Annotated in this window: 21 protein-coding genes; 4 read left to right on the forward strand and 17 right to left on the reverse strand. The window is 57.2% G+C overall.

The window, feature by feature from the left end:
- Positions 1-14: 14 nt before the first annotated feature.
- From ACOTTU_RS14030 to ACOTTU_RS14040, 3 genes are read right to left on the reverse strand one after another with little or no spacing between them, the layout of a single operon-like run.
- On the reverse strand, positions 15-1,055 hold the full coding sequence (locus tag ACOTTU_RS14030; protein WP_298920248.1) for a DctP family TRAP transporter solute-binding subunit: 1,041 nt from the start codon (positions 1,053-1,055) through the stop codon (positions 15-17).
- Positions 1,056-1,088: 33 nt separating this feature from the next.
- Positions 1,089-2,372 carry a TRAP transporter large permease gene (locus ACOTTU_RS14035; RefSeq protein ID WP_425658889.1) on the reverse strand — a complete coding sequence of 428 codons (1,284 nt, stop codon included), beginning with the start codon at positions 2,370-2,372 and terminating at the stop codon, positions 1,089-1,091.
- Entirely contained in the window at positions 2,369-2,887 is a 519-nt protein-coding gene (locus tag ACOTTU_RS14040; RefSeq protein ID WP_425658891.1) for a TRAP transporter small permease, read from the reverse strand. The genes ACOTTU_RS14035 and ACOTTU_RS14040 overlap by 4 nt, the downstream gene beginning before the upstream one ends.
- 190 nt (positions 2,888-3,077) lie before the next feature.
- Between ACOTTU_RS14040 and ACOTTU_RS14045 the strand changes: the two genes are divergently transcribed.
- Positions 3,078-4,013 carry a MurR/RpiR family transcriptional regulator gene (locus ACOTTU_RS14045; protein ID WP_425658892.1) on the forward strand — a complete coding sequence of 312 codons (936 nt, stop codon included), beginning with the start codon at positions 3,078-3,080 and terminating at the stop codon, positions 4,011-4,013.
- A gap of 76 nt (positions 4,014-4,089) precedes the next feature.
- Here the strand turns inward: ACOTTU_RS14045 and ACOTTU_RS14050 are convergent, their stop codons facing one another.
- The 5 genes from ACOTTU_RS14050 to ACOTTU_RS14070 form a co-directional block, all read right to left on the reverse strand.
- Complete coding sequence (locus ACOTTU_RS14050) at positions 4,090-5,922, reverse strand: BCCT family transporter (RefSeq protein ID WP_425658894.1); 1,833 nt, start codon at positions 5,920-5,922, stop codon at positions 4,090-4,092.
- Between the two features lie 121 nt (positions 5,923-6,043).
- Positions 6,044-6,676 carry a DUF3726 domain-containing protein gene (locus tag ACOTTU_RS14055; RefSeq protein ID WP_425658896.1) on the reverse strand — a complete coding sequence of 211 codons (633 nt, stop codon included), beginning with the start codon at positions 6,674-6,676 and terminating at the stop codon, positions 6,044-6,046.
- On the reverse strand, positions 6,673-8,358 hold the full coding sequence (locus ACOTTU_RS14060; protein WP_425658897.1) for a hypothetical protein: 1,686 nt from the start codon (positions 8,356-8,358) through the stop codon (positions 6,673-6,675). Before ACOTTU_RS14060 ends, ACOTTU_RS14055 begins: the two co-directional genes overlap by 4 nt.
- Positions 8,355-9,332, reverse strand: coding sequence for a membrane dipeptidase (locus ACOTTU_RS14065; protein WP_425658899.1), 978 nt, complete (start codon positions 9,330-9,332; stop codon positions 8,355-8,357). The genes ACOTTU_RS14060 and ACOTTU_RS14065 overlap by 4 nt, the downstream gene beginning before the upstream one ends.
- Entirely contained in the window at positions 9,332-10,783 is a 1,452-nt protein-coding gene (locus tag ACOTTU_RS14070; RefSeq protein ID WP_425658901.1) for an aldehyde dehydrogenase family protein, read from the reverse strand. Before ACOTTU_RS14070 ends, ACOTTU_RS14065 begins: the two co-directional genes overlap by 1 nt.
- A gap of 98 nt (positions 10,784-10,881) precedes the next feature.
- On the opposite strand from ACOTTU_RS14070, the gene ACOTTU_RS14075 reads away from it, so the two are divergent.
- Positions 10,882-11,748 carry a LysR family transcriptional regulator gene (locus ACOTTU_RS14075; protein WP_425658903.1) on the forward strand — a complete coding sequence of 289 codons (867 nt, stop codon included), beginning with the start codon at positions 10,882-10,884 and terminating at the stop codon, positions 11,746-11,748.
- 5 nt (positions 11,749-11,753) lie between these two features.
- Here ACOTTU_RS14075 and ACOTTU_RS14080 read toward each other — a convergent pair whose 3' ends face one another.
- From ACOTTU_RS14080 to pyk, 8 genes are all read right to left on the reverse strand, one after another.
- Positions 11,754-12,491: an amino acid ABC transporter ATP-binding protein gene (locus ACOTTU_RS14080; protein WP_425658905.1), complete on the reverse strand. Its 738-nt coding sequence runs from the start codon at positions 12,489-12,491 to the stop codon at positions 11,754-11,756.
- Complete coding sequence (locus tag ACOTTU_RS14085; RefSeq protein ID WP_298920228.1) at positions 12,478-13,287, reverse strand: amino acid ABC transporter permease; 810 nt, start codon at positions 13,285-13,287, stop codon at positions 12,478-12,480. The genes ACOTTU_RS14080 and ACOTTU_RS14085 overlap by 14 nt, the downstream gene beginning before the upstream one ends.
- A 7-nt stretch (positions 13,288-13,294) precedes the next feature.
- Positions 13,295-14,104 carry an ABC transporter substrate-binding protein gene (locus ACOTTU_RS14090; protein WP_425658907.1) on the reverse strand — a complete coding sequence of 270 codons (810 nt, stop codon included), beginning with the start codon at positions 14,102-14,104 and terminating at the stop codon, positions 13,295-13,297.
- 93 nt (positions 14,105-14,197) lie between these two features.
- A complete protein-coding gene (locus ACOTTU_RS14095) occupies positions 14,198-15,097 on the reverse strand; it encodes a lysophospholipid acyltransferase family protein (RefSeq protein WP_298920224.1) in 900 nt (299 codons plus the stop codon).
- A 269-nt stretch (positions 15,098-15,366) separates the two neighbouring features.
- Positions 15,367-15,732, reverse strand: coding sequence for a 50S ribosomal protein L20 (gene rplT, locus ACOTTU_RS14100; RefSeq protein WP_298920223.1), 366 nt, complete (start codon positions 15,730-15,732; stop codon positions 15,367-15,369).
- A gap of 17 nt (positions 15,733-15,749) precedes the next feature.
- A complete protein-coding gene (gene rpmI / locus ACOTTU_RS14105) occupies positions 15,750-15,950 on the reverse strand; it encodes a 50S ribosomal protein L35 (RefSeq protein ID WP_298920221.1) in 201 nt (66 codons plus the stop codon).
- A 130-nt stretch (positions 15,951-16,080) separates the two neighbouring features.
- Positions 16,081-16,305, reverse strand: coding sequence for a hypothetical protein (locus ACOTTU_RS14110; RefSeq protein WP_298920218.1), 225 nt, complete (start codon positions 16,303-16,305; stop codon positions 16,081-16,083).
- Between the two features lie 32 nt (positions 16,306-16,337).
- Positions 16,338-17,786 (reverse strand): pyruvate kinase, encoded by a 1,449-nt coding sequence (pyk, locus tag ACOTTU_RS14115; RefSeq protein ID WP_425658911.1) that lies wholly within the window; start codon positions 17,784-17,786, stop codon positions 16,338-16,340.
- 207 nt (positions 17,787-17,993) lie between these two features.
- On the opposite strand from pyk, the gene ACOTTU_RS14120 reads away from it, so the two are divergent.
- Positions 17,994-18,305: a DUF1244 domain-containing protein gene (locus tag ACOTTU_RS14120; RefSeq protein ID WP_425658913.1), complete on the forward strand. Its 312-nt coding sequence runs from the start codon at positions 17,994-17,996 to the stop codon at positions 18,303-18,305.
- Between the two features lie 8 nt (positions 18,306-18,313).
- Here the strand turns inward: ACOTTU_RS14120 and ACOTTU_RS14125 are convergent, their stop codons facing one another.
- A complete protein-coding gene (locus tag ACOTTU_RS14125) occupies positions 18,314-18,535 on the reverse strand; it encodes a hexameric tyrosine-coordinated heme protein (RefSeq protein ID WP_298920214.1) in 222 nt (73 codons plus the stop codon).
- A gap of 110 nt (positions 18,536-18,645) precedes the next feature.
- Between ACOTTU_RS14125 and ACOTTU_RS14130 the strand changes: the two genes are divergently transcribed.
- A complete protein-coding gene (locus ACOTTU_RS14130; protein WP_425658915.1) occupies positions 18,646-19,083 on the forward strand; it encodes a MarR family winged helix-turn-helix transcriptional regulator in 438 nt (145 codons plus the stop codon).

Consider the following 19,083-nt stretch of genomic DNA (forward strand, 5'->3'; position numbering starts at 1 on the left):
GATGCCCACACGTTCTAGTCGAGATAAGTCGATGCGTTTGCTTCGGCCACCGCCTGTTCGAATTGCCCCAGCAGTGCGCCGGCGGTTGCATCCAGATTTTCCGCCACATGAGATTTGAAGGCGGGTTGGGTCACTGAGGCCATTTTTTCACGCTGCTCATCAGTCAACGCTGTGACTTCAATATTGTCCATCAAACCTGCAAGACCGCGATCAGAGGCCTCGATGATCCGCGACAAACCCCGGCTGGCGGTGACACAGTTTTCTGCCGCTGTCCGAATTGTTGCCTGCTCGCTTTCGGAAAGACCTTCGAAAAAGGCTCGGTTGATCATGAAGGTATAGGGCGAAAACAGATGGTTGGTGAGGGTCAGGTACTGCTGAACTTCCGCAAAATTCGCGAAGGAAATAATCGGAACCGGGTTCATCTGCCCATCGATCACGCCGGTCTGAAGGCCGGAATAGACCTCGCCCCACGAAAGCGGATAAGCCTCGGCACCAAGTGCCTGTACGATTTTCTGATGAGACGGCAGCGTCATGGTCCGGATGCGGATACCGTCAAAATCTTCGAGCTTGGCAATTGGACGTTGCGAGTTGGTGACGGCAAAGAACCCACCGGTGTCCGGGAACCCCAAGACCACAACGTCCCCGAGTTCCGCCTCGATGTCGGCCGCCAGCGCCTTGCCGAAGGCACCATCAAAAACCGGATATGTGGCGGCATTTCCGGTGAACGCAAAGGGCAGGTTCAGCACATCAATGCGCGGGTAGTAGCTTGCCAAGGCACCTGTTGATGTCAGCGTTGCCTGGATCAACCCATCGCGCACCTGTTGGACATGTTCCGCTGCAGACCCCAATTGGTTCGACCCGAACACTTCGACAGTGACGCTGCCATTTGTCCCCGAAGTCACCAGATTTGAGAAAACGGCCGTGCAAGCATGGGCGGGGTTTTCAAAAGGGTCTGTTTTGTTGTCATGGCCAAACTTGATGACGCCGCCCTCGGCCAGCGCACTTCCGGCAACGAGCGAGGCAGCTAGAAAGGTCCCGGTCAGTATATGTTTCATCTTTTTCTCTCCTGTTGAGTTTCTGATATGAGGTTATTGGGCAAATCCAAGCAATCTGGGCAGCCAGAGGGCTGCGTCATCCCAGAAGGCAAAGGCAAAGAGGATCGCTATTTCCGCCACGAGGAAGGGCATCAGTTTTAGCGAGATTCGCTCGAGCGTCTCGCCGGTCACCGATGACAGCACGAAGAGGCAGGCCCCTACCGGGGGTGTCATCAGCGAGATGTTGAGCGCCAGCACAAAAATGATCCCCGCATGAATGGGCTCAAGCCCCACCTGCTCGGTCAACGGCACCAAAACAGGCGCGAGGATGATCAAAATCGCAGTGATGTCCATGACCATGCCGACAACGAGCAGCAGCCCCACGATGATCGCGATCACGACGTAGCGATTGTCGGACAATCCCAGGACGGTTTCCGCGATCAGCTGCGGGATGCGTTCGAAACTCATCCACCAGCCCAGGATGCTTGCAAACGCGATGATGACAAAGATCACACCTGTGATGCGCGCCGTGCGAACCAGCATGCCGTAGAAACTCTTGAAAGTGAGCGTGCGGTATATGAAAGCCCCGATGACCAGCGCGTATGCCACCGCGATGGATGCCGCTTCGGTTGGGGTAACAATGCCTCCCAGAATGCCACCGAGGATGATGACCGGCATGGCGAGGGCTGTGAGCGAAGACAGGAATGTCTGCCAGATCTCGCCGAGTGTCGCCCCGCGCAGGGCTTTGGGCAGGTTCTCGCGTTTACCCCCAATTGCAATGACGGCCATGCAAACCAGGCAAATCACCAACCCGGGCAGAACACCCGCCGCAAACAAGCCCGCAATCGACACACCCATGAGCGAGCCGTAAACCACCATCAGACCTGACGGCGGAATGGTTGGGCCAATGATCGAGCCTGCAGCCGTAACCGCGCAGGCATAGTCGCGACTGTACCCTTCCTTGACCATCGCGGGGACCAACGTCCGTCCGAAAGCCGCAGCATCGGCTGTCGCTGATCCCGTCAGACCCGCAAAGAAAACCGATGCCAGCATGTTGGTATGCGCCAGACCGCCGCGAAATCGCCCGACCAGAACCTGCGCCAGTTTGACCAACCGGCTGGTAATACCGATATCGTTCATGATCTCGCCGGCAAGAATGAAAAACGGCATTGCCAGAAACGGGAAAATATTGAGCCCATTGAAGATCTTACTTGGCCCAATGGCCAGAAATTGGGTGCCACCCATGTCGATCAGGCCGACAACGCCAGCAAACCCGATTGCAAAACCGATCGGCATCCCCAGCACGATGAGCAGCACAAAAGTAAGGGCAACGATCATGTTGCTTCCTCCTGCGGCACTTCGAAAGGCGGATCATCGATATGCGTGCCGAGGTCCCGCAAAAGCACCAGTACAAGCTGGATCGAGGACAAAGCGGCAGCGACGGGAATAGCGGCATAAAAGGGGGCGAGGCTGGCGCCGAAAATCATCGCATGACGCGTGGCACCGCCAAAAGCGAAACCGACCCCGAACCATGCCACGTATAAAAACAGTGCAAGTGTCAGGACGTCCATACAGATCAGAGCGGCACGTCTGAGACGATATGGCAAAACCATTATGAAGGACGTGAGGCCGATGTGATTTCGGCGCGCCACGCCTGAAGATACCGCAAGCATCGCCGCCCAGATCATCAGATACCTTGCCAAAGCCTCTGGCCAGGGTAATTGCCAGTGAAAATAGTAGCGGTCGACAACGCCAAGCCAGACATCGAGCACAAGCGCCAGCATCAAGCCAGCGGCGATAGCCTCGACCACTGTGTTGAGCTTTGCACTGGCTGTGACCGCCCAGCTGCGCATTTCCCGCCCCCCTTTTTGCAGAATCTGTAACTAAGTTACATAGTGGGGTCAAAATTCCACAAAATCAACCAATATATGTTATCCAGTTACATAAGAGGGTACGTAGCGGATTAAAACGGCGCATTCCATTGTGTATGGCCCGCCCAATATGTAACTCAATTACACAGATCACATCCATGAGGCCAAAAAATTGTCCGACGACACGCCCGAACTCCAACCCGCTGATCTGCCACCCAAAAAAGGCCGCAAGGGTGTTGTGGATGTCATCTCGGCGCTGCACCTGCATGACGGCAGCCTCGCGGCTCAGGAACAAAAGGTCGCTGACTATGTGAAGCAGAACCTTGAAGACATCAGCGCCATCACAATTGGTGACTTGGCCGAACGCTGTGGTGTCAGCAAGCCGACCGTTGTCCGATTCTGCCGCTCGCTTGGGTGTGACGGCTTCCGGGAGTTCAAGCTCCGGCTGGTCCAGAACCTGGCGGTTAGCATGCAGTATTTGTCCGCAGGCGCAGAACAGTCAGCCTTGGGCAGTAGCGCCGCCTTAAATCAAGTTCTGGGTGCCCTGTTGGCGACGACAAATGCCATGCGCCAGCAGGTTGACACCCAGGCGCTCAACGCTGCGAAAAATGCGCTGCTGATCACAAGGCACCTGTTGTTCGCCGGGATTGGCGGCGGCTCTTCGATGGTTGCTCATGACGCGGCAAATCGATTTTTTCGCCTTGGCTTTCCGTCCTTCGCCACCAGTGACAGCTATCTTTTGCAAATGAGAGCAGCGACCCTTACCCGCGATGATGTTCTGTTTCTCATATCCGCGAGCGGGGAGGCAGATGCAATCGTAGGTGCCGCCGAAATCGCCCGGGGGTATGGTGCCACAACAATCTGTATCACCAAACCAGATACGCGGTTGGCGGCAGTGACCAACATCCAGATCGCCGTCGATATTCCCGAAGACAGCGACATCTACAAACCAACTGCCTCGCGCTATGCGCATCTTACGCTGATTGATGCGCTTGCCATGTCGGTCGCTCAGGAGATGTCAGCGGAAACACTTGAAAACCTGCGGAGGATCAGGGCGTCCCTGACCGCCTATCATGGGCGAACTGGCCCGCAGCCTTTGGGCGACTGACCAAGCCAAGACAATTGCTGGTGGTCGACCAACTAGTGGGAAGCGCCGGGCAGGCAATCCAGCCCGACGCAATCTTTCATTCTGCTGGCTCTGTGGCCAAGTCACCTGACTTTGACCTCAGACCATCGCGATACATAGCCTTTGCAAGCGCAATGCACATCAGCCCCATCACCATGGTGAAGGGCAGTGCCCCGATGATCATGGCATTGCGCAACGCCTCCATCGGGTCCGCGCCACCAGATTTGCCGGCCACCAGCAGGGTCCCGATCACCGCCGTCAGGATAACGCCCCAGACGATCTTGTGCTTGTTGCCGACTTCCTGGTCCCCCCCTGACATGATGGTGTTCATCACCAGGATCCCCGAGTCTGCCGAGGTCACAAGAAAGGTCATGATCAGAACGACGCACATGATCGTGATGGCGGACAGAAACCCGCCTGAGATCATTTCGCCCAGCGTGACAAAGAGCTTTGCGGTGTTGGAGGCGCCGATGATTGCGCCCTCTGCACCACCTGTCAGTTCAAGATCAATCGCTGTACCGCCCAGAATCGTCATCCAGGCAAAGCAGACCAGTGCCGGTGCCACGACACATCCGATGATGAACTCGCGCACCGTGCGACCCCGCGAAATGCGCGCGAGGAAAAGGCCAACGAATGGCGAAAACGCAATCCACCAGGCCCAATAGAAAGTTGTCCAACCTGCCTGCCAGCCAAACTGGCGACCTGGCTCACCCGCCGCGTAGGCCGCTTTGAGCGCATCTTCTGAGAGATTGGCAGCTTCCCCTTCCAGGCCGGACCGGAACCCGTCAAACGACCCCCAGGCATTTGTGGCCCCCGCGCGCAGCGCATCCGCAAAGGGCGCTGCCTCGGCAGAAAGTGCCGCGGTAAACTGGTCGGGCGATTGGGGGCCATAGGCACCGAAACTAAGCGATACAAAGTTCAGGATATAGTCGACCAGCGCCGTGGCATAGGTTGTCATCGCGAAGAGGAAAGAACCAAAAAGGACAAAGGTGAAGAGCAGTATCAGGGACAGCACCAGGTTCAGGTTCGACAGATATTTGACCCCGCGCCCCACACCTGAAACCGCCGAGATGATTGACAGGCTCATGATCACGATCAGCCCCGCAATCAAACCAACAGTCCCCGGGGTCGGCGCGTCACCCGTCATATTCATCATCCATTCCATGCCCGTAATGGCATACATGCCGTCGATGAATTGTGAGATTCCAAATCCGATTGTAACCGATACACCAAGGATCGTCGCGACCACGCCCAGCACATCCACGATATGACCCAGAATCCCGTTCATCAGGCCACCAAAGAGCGGCGTCAGCGCGGTTCGGATCGTCAAGGGCATGTCGCGGGTATAGGCGTAATAGGCCAAGGAGAGGCCCGTCACCACATAGATCGCCCAAGCATGGAAACCGTAATGGGCAAACGTGTAGCGATAGGCTGATTGCAGCGCTTCCTGGCTGTTGGGCGCGACGTCCCCGGCCACAACTATGGGATTGGAGCCCCACAAACCCAGCGGTTCGGCTGTCGCAAACACCATCAGCCCGACACCCAGACCGGCGCCGAACATCATCGAGAACCATGAGAAATTCGAGAATTCCTTGCCAGCACCCGGGCGTCCCATCACCCGTTTTCCGGTCTGCGGCAAGGCGGCGACCACAAAAAGGAAGAACGCAAAAAAACCTACGATGATGATATAGAAACTGTTGAAGCCTTCGAGGATTTGCCAATTCAGGCTACCGAGAACGCCATTGGCATTGGCGGGTGACACCAACGCCCAAATGACCAGGCCGATCATGATCGCCTTGCTGAGCAGAGCGATTTCGAGGCTGTGCCCCTCGTAAAAGCCCTGCGTTGATCTGTTGATCTCCAGATCCGTGAATGGTGGTTTGACGGACATTTGCTTCCTCCCTAAAATTTGAAGCACGCGCGGCTTGGCTTTGTCTCAGCCATTCATGCGCAATTTTTATGCAAGGCCCGGCGGGCCTTGTACTTACCTCATGGTTTCTGGCTCGGCCCGCTCATTCGGAACCGCCCATCTCTGCGCCTGCGCCTTTTAGGCGGCTCTCTTCGGTCGCCGGTGCATAGGTTCGGTGAGCGAATGCCAAAAGTGTGTCCCACGCGGAACTCCCCGGATCAGCTCTGGTGCAGCGCGCCTGAGGCGACCTCAAAGTTCCGCCAAAGCGGATCGCGACCTGATCCGCAAAATCGCTGGTCGCGCCGGTCAGCCCCATCTGGCCTGCGTCAAAAATAGCGCCGCCCCCCCGCCACTCGATCTCGACGACGCGTTCCACTTTCCGGGCAAGATAAGAAACAAACGGAAACAACAGGCACGGCTCGGCAATCGGACCTGTTCTGAAAGCCCCGTGGTCGAACTGGCTCACTCGGTCCGAGAGCGCGGCCCCTGTCACCAACGGACACAGGTGTGGTCCCGGAGCCTGCCATATCAGCTCATCAACTTTCGGCGACAAGTCAGAGATCGTTGCCCCATCAACGCGGGCCAGCAGACGGGCGAGAACAGCACATCCCTCAAGACCTTGCGCGCAAAGCCAGCGCGTCGCCTTGCCCGCTTCTTCCGCGAGGCCCCAGGGATAGCCCGCACCTCGCGCAGCCTTTCGCGCAGTCGCCTCAACCTCGTTAAGCGAGAGGTTCACGATACAAGCTCCGGATAAACCCAGAGGTCGCAGTTTTCAGTGGTCAGCGCTTCGGGATAAGGCGCACCGGCATACATGCAAATGCGGACCCACCGATCTGATCGGGGATCAAAATGCGTCGCCCCGAAAAACGAAAGCTTGGCGCGCAGCATGTCAATCGGCAGAACCTTGTCACTGATCGTATTGTCACGGATTTCACCATAAGGTGCGACACGGCTCATCTGGGCCCGGCGCACCGTATGCCGGTGTTCTGGATGGCGCAGCAGAAAATCGGCGATGGGACTCTCAGACGCCCAGCCCTCCAGTGCAGCCGAAGCCGCAGCGGCGTCACGCGCGGGTGCCAGAGGCTGTTCATATTCCTCAATTGGTTCGTCAAACCGCTCGCCCAGTCTTGGCTCCAGTTTTTCTTCGGAAACGTACCAGGCGCGCGCGCAGTTTTCCGGCGCGGTCCAGTCTTTTTCCAGCGCCCAGTCAAACGCACTTGCGATGAGCTTCTTCACCTCCGCGACTGGCATCGACCCATCGATCCGAAACGCGTCGGCGTTACTGTCCGACATACAATGGGCCAGACCGTCCACCAGATCGGGATAAGGTTCCAGGATCAGCGAGGCGACCAGTTCCTGCCCCTCTTCACTCAGATTTTCCGCCGCCCAGGCGCATAGCCGCGCCCAGGGCGCATGGCTGCGCAAATCATCTCCGGCAAGATATTCGTTGAGCGCCGCGATATCCTGTCTAAGCGCTGCGAGTTTCCCGATTTGCGCGGGATGATCCGAATGCCACACCGCGATTGAGCCTTCGCTGCGTTGAAGGATTGTCCGGAATGTGGTGGCCTCCTCCGCGCTCGCCGTATCCAGCGCACAGACCCGTGCAATTGCCTCTTCGCGGGCCATGATCCAGTTGTTGAAAAGAACCGGGTGATTGACGATATAGGGTGCCATTCCCAACCCGGTGGAATTCCCGATCCCCAGACGCTGGGCAATCTCCGGGTGCAACACCACCGCTTCGGGGCCGCCCTTCACTCGGGCCATATGTTGCACCAGATCACGCACGAAAACGCGGGTCAGATAAACCGACAGCATTTCTGCCTGGAAGGGCACCGAAAGCTCTGGGCGGTCGGCGATTTTTTCGCGATCAGCAGCGCCGAATTTCCCGGACCCGTAGACCGCGGTCGTCCGCATCAGATACCCGACCGCATCGATCTTGCTGACGTCTGGCTGACGTCCCGACGCCAAGGCTGCCACGACATGCTCCCACAGCCGGACAGACCGGTTTGCCCGCGACAGCGACAACTCGGTTTCCTGTATCCGCCCCGCTTCCTGAAGAGGGACGTTTTGCGAAAGGCGGTCAATATCCTCTGCGGTGGGGATGCCGTCAAAGAGGGTGAACGTTGCATCCCAGGCTTCGGCGATAACCCTGTCGGATCTTTGATCTGCCTGAAGGTCATGCGCAAAAGCAATGAGCGAATAGGAACGTTCCGGGCCAGTCGCAGTGTAAACTGCCCGGCCCACGCCATTGTCGTCGATGTCAAACAGGGGGCGGGTGAATTGCCAGCTTTCGCGGGCCATACAACGCATCAGAACCCGCATGAAGCTGAGCCTGCATTGATGCAGCGACCCAAGCCGTTTGAGGCGCATGACGGTGTTCGGGGAACGCCGCCGGGTATCAGCCGCGTTCGTCTTCATCCAGGGACCTTTCCGAAGTTGTCCGAAAAGAAGCGATACCAGTTACCCCCCATGATACCGCCAACCTCATCGTCATTCATACCAACTTCCCGCAACCCGGCTTCGATGTTACCAAAATCGCGGTTGTCGCGAAACCAACCGGGCATTTCGGGAAACCCCGGGGCAGTGGCAGATCCTTCGCCATAGTCGATCTCTTTGGTCCAGCGGCCCGTGCGCATCCATTCAACGATACTATCAGGTTGATCCTGGCAGAGATCCGAGCCAATCCCCAGGTGTTGGACGCCATATCGCTCGGCTGCGCGGGCGATCATTTCGCAAAAGCTTTGCAATGAGCAGTCGGATTTGTCTTTCAGGTGGTGCGGATAAAGAGAAAATCCCAGCATCCCGCCGCCTTCGGTGACCGCGCGGATCACATCGTCTTTCTTGTTGCGCAGGGCGGGCGACCAATCATAGGGGTTGGCATGGGTGATTGCGATGGGACGCTCAGACACCTCAGCAGCTTCAATGGTCGAGCGATCTGCAGAATGGCTCATGTCCACCACCAGGCCTACGCGGTTCATCTCGCGGATCACCTGACGGCCCATGCGGGTGATCCCGGTGTCCTCGGCCTCATAACATCCCGTGGCCAGCAGGGACTGGTTGTTATAGGTCAGCTGCATGAACCGCGCGCCGAGGCTGTGCACGATCTCAACCAATCCGATATCGTCTTCGATCGGGCTTGGGTTCTGGAAACCAAAAAAAATAGCCGTGCGCCCGGTTTCGCGGGCCAGATCAATATCGGCCGCGGTGGTTCCCTTGAGGATCAGGTCGGAATGCACCTCGAACCAGCGGTTCCAGCGTTCAAAATTGAGCACCGTTTCGCGAAATGTCTCATGATAGGCGATGGTCACATGAACCGCGTCGACATCCCCGTCGCGCATCTGCCGAAAAATCTTCTCCGACCAATTGGCGTATTGCAGCCCATCAATACGCATTATTCCGGCGCCCCCGCGCTGATGTAGGCGGTCTTGACGGTTGTATAGAACTCGGCGGCTGCCCTGCCCTGTTCGCGCGGTCCATAGGAGCTTTCGCCGCGCCCGCCAAAGGGCACATGATAATCGGTCCCGGCCGTTGGCAGGTTGACAGTCACAACCCCGGTGCGCGCATTCCGGCGGAAATGGGCCGCGCGCGCGAGGCTCCGGGTCACGATCCCGGAGGTCAGCCCGAAGCTGGTATCATTCACGACGGATAATGCTTCATCATAGCTGCCCACCCGCATAACCGAGGTCAGCGGCGCAAACATCTCTTCGCGGTTGATCCGCATATCGTTTGTCGTGTTCAAAAACACACCGGGTGACATGTAATACCCGTCATGAGAAAGCGACAAGCGCTCACCGCCACAGGCAAGCTCTGCCCCTTCAGATTTGCCCAGATCAACATAGCCAAGATTTTCAAGCAATTGCGCTTCGCTGACAACAGGGCCGATCTGCGTTCCGGCTTCCAGCGCATGGCCCACCGTCATCGCCTGCGCACCCGCGACAAGCTTTTCGACGAATGCATCGTGAATGGCCTCATGGACCACCAGCCGCGAAGAGGCCGTGCATTTTTGCCCGGTTCCGCCGAACGCGCCGCCAAGGGCAACCGTCACGGCAAGGTCGATATCAGCATCATCCATCACCGCCAGCGCGTTCTTGGACCCCATTTCCAGCTGTACCTTGGTAAAGTTTCCGACCGCTGCCGTAGCGATACCCCGCCCCACGGGCACGGACCCGGTGAAAGAGATCGCATTCACTCCCGGGCTTTCGACCAACCGCTGTCCGACCGAACGCCCGGACCCCATGACCAGAGAGAACAGACCTTCCGGAATATCCTGCCGGGCAATGATCTCGGTCAGCGCTACGGCGGAGGCGGGCGTTATATTCGCCGGTTTCCAGACCACCGCATTGCCGTAGCAGAGCGCTGGCGCGATTTTCCAGGAGGCTGTTGCGGTCGGGAAATTCCATGGCGAAATGATCGCAACCACGCCTACGGGTTCGCGCCGCACGTCGATTTCGATGCCGTCCCGGACGCTGTCGGCATTTTCACCAAGCTGACGCAGACATTCGGCGGCATAATAGGTGAAAAACTGACCGGCACGGTAAATCTCGCCCTTGCCTTCGGCCAGCGGCTTGCCCTCTTCGCGGCTGAGCAGCGTGCCAAGTTCCTCTGACCGGGAAATCAGCTCCGTACCGATGGCCTGCAAGACCGCCTGACGTCGTTCGAGACCGTAACCCGCCCAGATACGCTGCGCGTCGCGGGCCTTTTCCAGAGCCGCATCCAATTGTCCAGCGCTTGCCTGAGCAAAATTGCCAATAACATCGGACACATCGGAAGGGTTCCGGTTTTCGATTTCACCTTCGCCTGCGATCCATTGTCCCGCGATGAAATTCAATTTGCTTTCGGCCACGACGCGTTTCTCCCAAGTCGATATTTGGAGAAGAGTGGACACAATGAGCAATATCAGTCAAACTCAAATTCCTTAATCTAATTTCAGGAATTTTGAAGTTGCCAATCAAAATCGAAATGTTGCGTTGTTTCAGTCACGTCGCCCAGGCGGGTAATCTGGCAGAGGCGGCAAGCCGCATGGGGCGCACTCAATCTGCGGTATCAATGACGCTGAAACAGCTTGAGGATCACCTTGGTCAGAGCCTGTTCGAAGGCGAGCGCAAGAATCAGCTAAGCCCGCTCGGGCAACAGGTTTTCGCCCTGGCGCAGCAGCAAGTCACCAATTTTGATGCAACGGTGCGGGAGATCGAGACCTCCGCCAGTTCCCCCAAAGGATTGCTCCGGATCGCATCCATCCCCTCTGCCGCCGGTCGTCTGGTGCCTCTGGCCGTCGACGCGCTCATCACGCGGCACAGCGGGCTCAAAGTCGACATGCGCGATACGGACACGGCCATGGTGATTGACGCGCTTGTTCGCGGACAGGCAGATATTGGCATTGCATCCGGGACACCCGCCCTCAACGGCATTCAAGGCCGGGTATTGTTCGAGGATCGTTTCGGACTGACCTGCGCCCCCGATCATGCACTTGCCAATTGCGCGGGGTCGATCAGGCTGGAGGATGTGATTACGGCAGACTTCATCGGCAACAATCTGTGTCACAACATCGAGCACGAAACCGTGCGGCAGGCTCTGTCAGAAACCCGAATTCAGGCCCACAACACATTTTCGCTGATCGGCATGATCAAGACCTGCAAATGGGTCACGATCCTCCCACGGTCGGTTGTGCAGGACCTTCATGGCGATCTCGTTTTTCGACCAATCGTGGATTTGGCGGCCAAACGTTCCGTCTCTGCTCTGGTCGCTGAGCGATCAAGCCAGCATCGCCTGGCGACCGAATTCGCAGAACTGTTACAGGAGCTTAGCTGAGAAGATCACCGCAAAACGGACCTCAGGAATTCCTGGGTCCGAACCACCTGCGGCGCTGAGAATATCTGTTCCGGCGCGCCTTCTTCGACGATCACACCACCATCCATGAAACACACCCGGTCCGCCAACTCACGTGCGAAACCCATCTCGTGGGTTGCCAAAAGCATGGTCATTCCTTCGGTGCGCAGCTGACGTAACACGTTCAGCACCTCGCCAACCAATTCCGGATCGAGTGCTGCGGTAATTTCATCAAAAAGCATGATTTCGGGGCGCATCGCCAGCGCCCGGATGACCGCCACGCGCTGCTGTTGCCCCCCCGACAGTTGATCGGGGTATTTGTGCATATGCAGATCCAGACCAAACCTCTGGAAAAGCGCCTCGGCACGCGCCGTCAATGCGCGACCTTCTTCTTGCAAGACCCGGCGCGGGGCCAACAGCACGTTTTCAAGCGCCGACATATGCGGAAAGAGATTGTAGGACTGGAACACGATCCCAATACGCCGCCGCACCGGGCCTAAATCCAATCCGGGCTCCGATATATCCCGACCCTCAAGCCAGACTGAACCGTCATCAATAGGCTCCAGTTGGTTTATGCAACGCAGCAAAGTTGATTTGCCGGAACCGGACGCACCGATCAGGCAGATCATCTCTCCTTCTGAGACCTCCAGATCAATGCCCCGCAGAACTGCATTTTCACCAAAGGATTTGACGACACCACGCAGGGACAGTTTAGCTTCGGGCATTTCGATCCCTGTTCAGCAGGTGGTCGGCGTAGCGGGTGGCCGGAACGGTAACGATCAGAAAAATCACAGCGGCGACGACGTAGGGTGTAAAATTTGCCAACAGGCTTTTGTAGATGCCCGCCTGCCGCAGGATCTCCACCGGGCCGATAAAAGAGAGGAGTGCGACGTCCTTCTGCAAGGCCACCAGCATGTTCATGTTTGCCGGCACAACCCGGCGGATCGCCTGTGGCAGGATCACGTAGCGCATGGCATCCCGCTCAGAAAGCCCCAGACAAATCGCAGCGTTGCGCTGGCTGGCATGGATGCTTTCGATCCCGGAACGCAGAACTTCGGCGATATAGGCCGAATAGGTCAGCACCAGCGCGACCGTCCCCCAGATGTAGGGTGAATTCCAGGGGCGCGGCAGTCCAAGGCCAGGCACCCCGAAACCAATCAGGTAGATCGTCAGCACAACAGGCACGCCGCGAAAGACATCGACATAGATTGCGCCAAAAATCCGCAGGGGAAAAAGCGCAGGCGCCATCGCGCCACGCGCCAGCGCAACTGCCAGCCCCAACATCAGGATCAGGGGCACTGACCACGCAAAGATCATCACGTCGATCAGAAAGGCCTTGAGCAAAGTTGGAAATGTCTGAGCAAAGACACCACCATCAAAGAAGCTGGCCTTCACCTGAGGCCATCCCGGTGCCAGTGGCACCAACAGGATGATCGCTGCCAGAACGATCACTGTGCTGACCCCGGCCACGGTCAATGACCGCCGCCGCTGGGCTGCTTCATATGCCTGTCGTCGGTTCACCTGGGGATTACTTGATCAGCGGCACACCGGTGGCTTCCTGCAACCATTCCGCCTCAATCGCGGCCAGGGTGCCATTTTCGGTCAGATCGGCAAGGGCCGCGTCCACGCATGCCTTGAGTGGATTGCCTTCGGTCATCAGCATACCGAAATGATCAGGGTCAGACGTTGCGTCCGGTGCGAATTGCCCCAAGACCTGCCCGCCGTCCAGAACCACCGCGGAGAGATAGAGCGCTGTGGGCAAATCGAACAAAGCGGCATCCACCTGTCCGGCCTTCATCGCCTCCACGACATTTGCATTGTCATCATAAACCAGCGGGCTGGACGAAGGGGCGATGGCTTCCATCACCACAGGCAATGCCGTTGTGGACGCAACCACACCCCATTTCATCTCTTTCATGGCGGCGAGATCAGCATTCAGATCATCCCCGCCACGCACCAGCACAGCCATGGGCGCGGTGTAATAGGGTTGCGAAAAATCGACGACCTTATCGCGCTCCGGTGTGATCGAGAACTGCTGCATGTTAACATCGAAGTCCTTTGCACCGGGCTGAATTGCCTGGTCGAACGACGTGCGTGTCCACACCACATCCTCCTTGGCAAACCCCATCGCATCCGCCAGCGCATAGGCAACTGCGGCTTCAAATCCCTGCCCGCTCTCCGGCGCGTCGTCGATGACCCAGGGGTAATAGGCCGGGTTCCCCGTCGCGATCGTCAGCTTTCCCTCGGTCAGTGTTTTACCATCGGAACAGCTTTGCGCATAAACCGATCCTGCTGCCATTGCCGTGCCCATGGCGACGAGCGTCATTAGTTTCCTCATGATGATCTCTCCCCGAAATCTCTGTTTGCTGTCTCTGGTTATCCCCTCAGTCACGCCCATGCGCAAGCCTCCCGGGGGCAGGAGCGCGAGAAGCTACTGGGTTTTCCAGCGCCGGTGCACCCAGAGCCATTGGCTCAAATTCGCGCGCACCTGGGCTTCGAGACTGTCGTTCAGGGCCTGGGTCATCTCCTCGGGCGTTGTGTGAGGGATCGGCTTTTCAACGATCATCTCAAAGCTCAGCCCATCAGGTTGCCGGATCCCGTAACATGGCACCAACAGAGCATCATATCGCAAGGCAAGTTCAGCCGCCGAGAGCGCGGTATAGGCAGTGCGGCCAAAAAATTTGAGCGGGGCTCCCGCCGACATATGTTGATCGATCAACAAGGCGATGGCATTGCCGGCTTTGAGAAACTTGACCATCTCGCCCATGCCACGGCGTCCGCGCAGGAAAAGCGGTGTCCCCACCTGACTGATGCGCGAGACGTAGAAGTCATTGAAACCCTTGTAGTTCATGCTTCGGTAAAGCCCGCCGACTTTATGGCCACGCTGAATAAGCTTGGAACGCGCAACATCGTAATTACCAATATGACCGGATACGATAATGATCGGACGCCCGGCATCGCGTGCGGCATCAACGGCGTCGATGCCATCGCCACGAATGGGCGTATTCCTTGCGGTTTCCACCAGATTCTTTGGCGAAAACAGCTCACACAGGGTGCGGCCGATCTGATTGGGTACGGCGCGCGTCATCTCATCTATTTGTTTTTCCGGCATATCCGGAAAGATCATCTGCATATTGTCGCGAATACGTCCGCGGTAGCCGATGACAGGAGCCACCAGACGCGAGATCACCCAACCACCAGCGGGCACTCGGAGCCTATAAGGCAGGAGTGTCAGGCATCGGATGACGCCGATGATCACAGCACTGACGATCCGATCCCTCAGATCGACCTCCTCCTCGCCGTTTTGGATTTTCCTGCCTGCTTCAGCCATTCGGATTTCGCATTGTTGAGTATCGAGGTTGTAGCACTAAACGGCGCATGCTCAAGAGCGCTCTAATGTGCAGGTGGCCAAATCGCGCATCTCGGGAAAAGCCTGATACTGACCGACGATTAACCTGATCACATCATGCTGCACGACACCATCAGGCCCCAGAGACGAGATTGCATTCTTGTCGCAGGGCTCAGGATGCTGACCCTCCGCAAACGAAAAAGCCGCCCCATTTTACGGGAGCGGCTTTGGATTTTAAAAATATCTGTGCCTTACGCGGCCAGCGCGTCCTGGGCCTGCTTCACGATCGCGCCGAAAGCATCGGGTTCGTGAACGGCCAGATCGGCCAGCACTTTGCGGTCCACTTCAATGCCTGCGAGGTTCAGACCGTTGATGAAACGGCTGTATGTCAGCGCTTCGTCATGGCTGCGCACAGCGGCGTTGATCCGTTGAATCCACAGCGCGCGGAAATTGCGCTTGCGGTTCTTGCGGTCACGCGTGGCGTATTGGTTGGCTTTGTCGACCGCCTGGCGCGCGACCTTGAAGGTGCTCTTGCGGCGACCGTAGTAGCCTTTTGCGGCCTTGATGACCTTCTTGTGACGGGCGTGGGCGACTGTACCACCTTTAACTCGGCTCATATCAGTTCTCCTTCCCTTTAGCGGTCGTAGGGCATAAAGCCCTTGACGATTTTGGCGTCTGGCGCAGACAGCTCTGTTGTTCCACGGGCGTTACGGATGAACTTGCGTGTGCGCTTGATCATGCCGTGGCGCTTGCCGGCCTGACCGCCGATGACCTTTCCGGTCGCGGTCACCTTGAAGCGCTTCTTTGCGCTCGATTTGGTCTTCATCTTGGGCATTTCCGTCTCCTGTCTTTCAGATCGGTTTCAGGCGCGACTCGGCATGCCACATTGGCCGGTCGCGCGGTAAGAAGCTGCGCTATAAGCGGTTGCACATTATATGGCAAGGGCAGAATCCGTGGCCAATGCGTTAAGGCAGATACTTCACAAATACCTGCACAAACACTTTGGGCAGTGAGGCAGCCGTATAGGCCACCGGGGTCGTCATCGCCGCATAGACAATCAGCCCCGTTGCCAACAGGACCGTCAATGCAGAAGCACGGGGCGCGCGACGATCCACCAGCGCCGAAAAGATCGAAATGATCGAAAAAGCGCCGATGATAATCCCCAGCACCAAAGCTGTATCCGCGTCCATGGAATTTTCCCCAAAGAACTGTCGGAGGGAGACTATTCCGGATCAGTGTTGAAAATCAAACGCTCGTCGCAAGGGGCAACGCGCAGGATGTTCGTGCTGCCAGGCACATTGAACGGCACACCGGCTGTCACGACAATCTGATCATTCTCTTCTGCGTATCCCTGACGCAATGCGGCCCGGGCAGAAGCCACAACCGCCAGTTTGAACCGATCCAGCTTGTCCGTGATCACGCAGTTTGTCCCCCAGCTGAGCGTCAGGCGCCGCGCCGTGCGTACAAGTGGCGTCATCGCCAGGATCGGCACGCGGGGGCGTTCGCGTGCCACCAGCAATGCCGTGGTGCCGCTTTGACTGAAACAACAGATCGCCTTGATGTCGGTGGTTTCCGCGATCTCGCGCGCTGCGGAAACGATGCCATCGGCGATTGTCGCCCCCTTGCTTTCACGGGAAGCTTCGATGATCTGAGTATAGGTCGGATCAAGCTCCACCTCAGTGGCCACATTGTTCATGGTGGTCACAGCCTCAACCGGATATGCGCCTGCCGCAGATTCAGCAGATAGCATCACAGCATCCGCACCCTCGTAGATCGCGGTTGCCACATCCGACACCTCGGCCCGGGTCGGCATTGGACTTTCGATCATGCTTTCCATCATCTGCGTGGCCACGATCACCGGTTTTGCCGCGCGCCGGCATTGGCGCACCAGCCGTTTCTGGATCGGCGGCACATTTTGCACAGGCAATTCGACACCCAGATCGCCGCGCGCCACCATGATGCCATCGCTGACTTTCAGAATGTCGCTAAAATTCTGTACCGCCGCGGGCTTTTCGATCTTGGAGAGAATCGCCGCCCGACCATTTGCCAGATCCGAAGCTTCCAGCACATCTTCGGCGCGCTGCACGAAGCTTAGTGCGAGCCAGTCAACGCCCAACTCGCAGACAAACTCCAGATCGCTGCGGTCTTTGTCGGACAGGGCAGCCAATGGCAACACAACATCCGGTACGTTCACGCCTTTGCGGTTGGAGATCACACCACCGGCAATCACCGTGCAATTGGCGTGGGACGGGCTGCAATCATCGACCTTGAGACGAATTTTGCCGTCATTCACCAAGAGTGTGGCGCCAGGTTCCAAAGCAGCGAAAATCTCTGGGTGCGGCAGGTTTACCCGTTTGGCATCTCCCGGCGCATCGTCGAGATCCATGCGAAATGAAGCACCTTCTTCAAGCATCTCGCCATCATCACTGGCAAAGACACCCACACGCAATTTGGGCCCCTGCAAGTCCGCCAGAATGCAAATACTGCCGCCGGTGTCTTCTTCGATCTGGCGAATAATGCGGTGCTTTTCTCGAATCTCTTCATGGCTGCCGTGGCTCATGTTGAGGCGAAACACATCCGCCCCGGCCATATGCAGAGCATGGATCATCTCATATGTCTCAGAGGCGGGCCCCAGCGTGGCCACGATTTTGACGTTGCGCGTGCGTCTCATCTCTGCTGTCGTCCTTCCAGGCTTGTTATCGCTAACGGCTTGCGCGCCTTATGTCGCATGATGACGCGCAGAGCAACTGCTCAAGCTTTGCACTGCTCATTAAATTATAGATGACATGACGCCACCGCCCCCTGCAAGCACTCAGGCAGCGCTTGACAGCGACACCAGCCGCCCCAATCTGGGTGTCAGAGAACAAAGGATGCCTTGATGCCGACACAGACCGAAATTGAATTGCAGGCCGCCACTTTTCGACGTTTGCAAAAGCACTTGATGGAAGACCGGACGGATGTGCAGAACATCGACATGATGAACCTTGCAGGTTTTTGCCGGAATTGTCTCAGCCGCTGGTACGCCGAAGCGGCCGCAGAAAAAGGGATCGAGATCGGCAAAGACGACGCACGGGAACTTTTTTACGGGATGACGATGGCCGAGTGGAAAGCCAACTATCAAACTGAGGCCACCAGCGATCAGCGGGAAGCTTTCAAAACCGCCTTTGAAGAGAACGTCGGAAAAGAGTGAAACCGGCGCTATCGCCAGTAGTTGTTGGCCTGAGCAACGGTCTGAAAGTTGGTTGCGACCACATGTGATGCCATGGTGAGGCTGTCTGCGCTATTTGCGTAATCAGGGCGCATGCGATTGCGGGCCGCATCGTCGGGCTGGGTTTTCTTGACGGCCATTCTGGACAATTTAATCGCCAGCTCGAACCCTTCTTCGGGTGTTTCTGTGGCAAGACTGGGGAGCCAGGACATCACAATTCCTTTTTATATCGCGTCACATTTATATGGTGCGCGATATAATTTTTCTTGGAACTATATGTCAAGCAGTTATATCGTGTACAACTTAATTGCGAGACTGCGAGATGGCCGAAATTTCTGCGCCTGAGAACCCTGACGACATGTTCTGTCACGCAGTCTATACGGCGTGGCATGTGATCAACCGCGCTTATCAAAAGCACCTTGGGCGCCTGGGTCTGACCTACCCGCAATACATCACGCTGATTTATCTTTGGGATCAGGATGCGCGAAGCGTTGGCGAAATTGCTGGTTTTCTGGATATGGACACCAGTACGCTGACCCCTTTGCTGAAGAGGTTGGAGAGGCTTGGCCATGTCTCGCGCACCCGCGATCCCAAGGACGAACGCAGAGTGATTGTCTCTCTGACCACCAGTGGCAACAAACTCAGAACGGAAGCGCCCGCCGTGACGGCCTGCATGATCAAAGATACGGGCCTGAGCGAAGATCAACTAACCGATTTGGTCAGGACACTTGGCAAATTGCGCATCGGGTTGAAGCCCTAG

Source organism: Roseobacter sp. EG26, from assembly GCF_049830555.1.
In the GTDB taxonomy this organism is placed as follows: Bacteria; Pseudomonadota; Alphaproteobacteria; order Rhodobacterales; family Rhodobacteraceae; genus Roseobacter.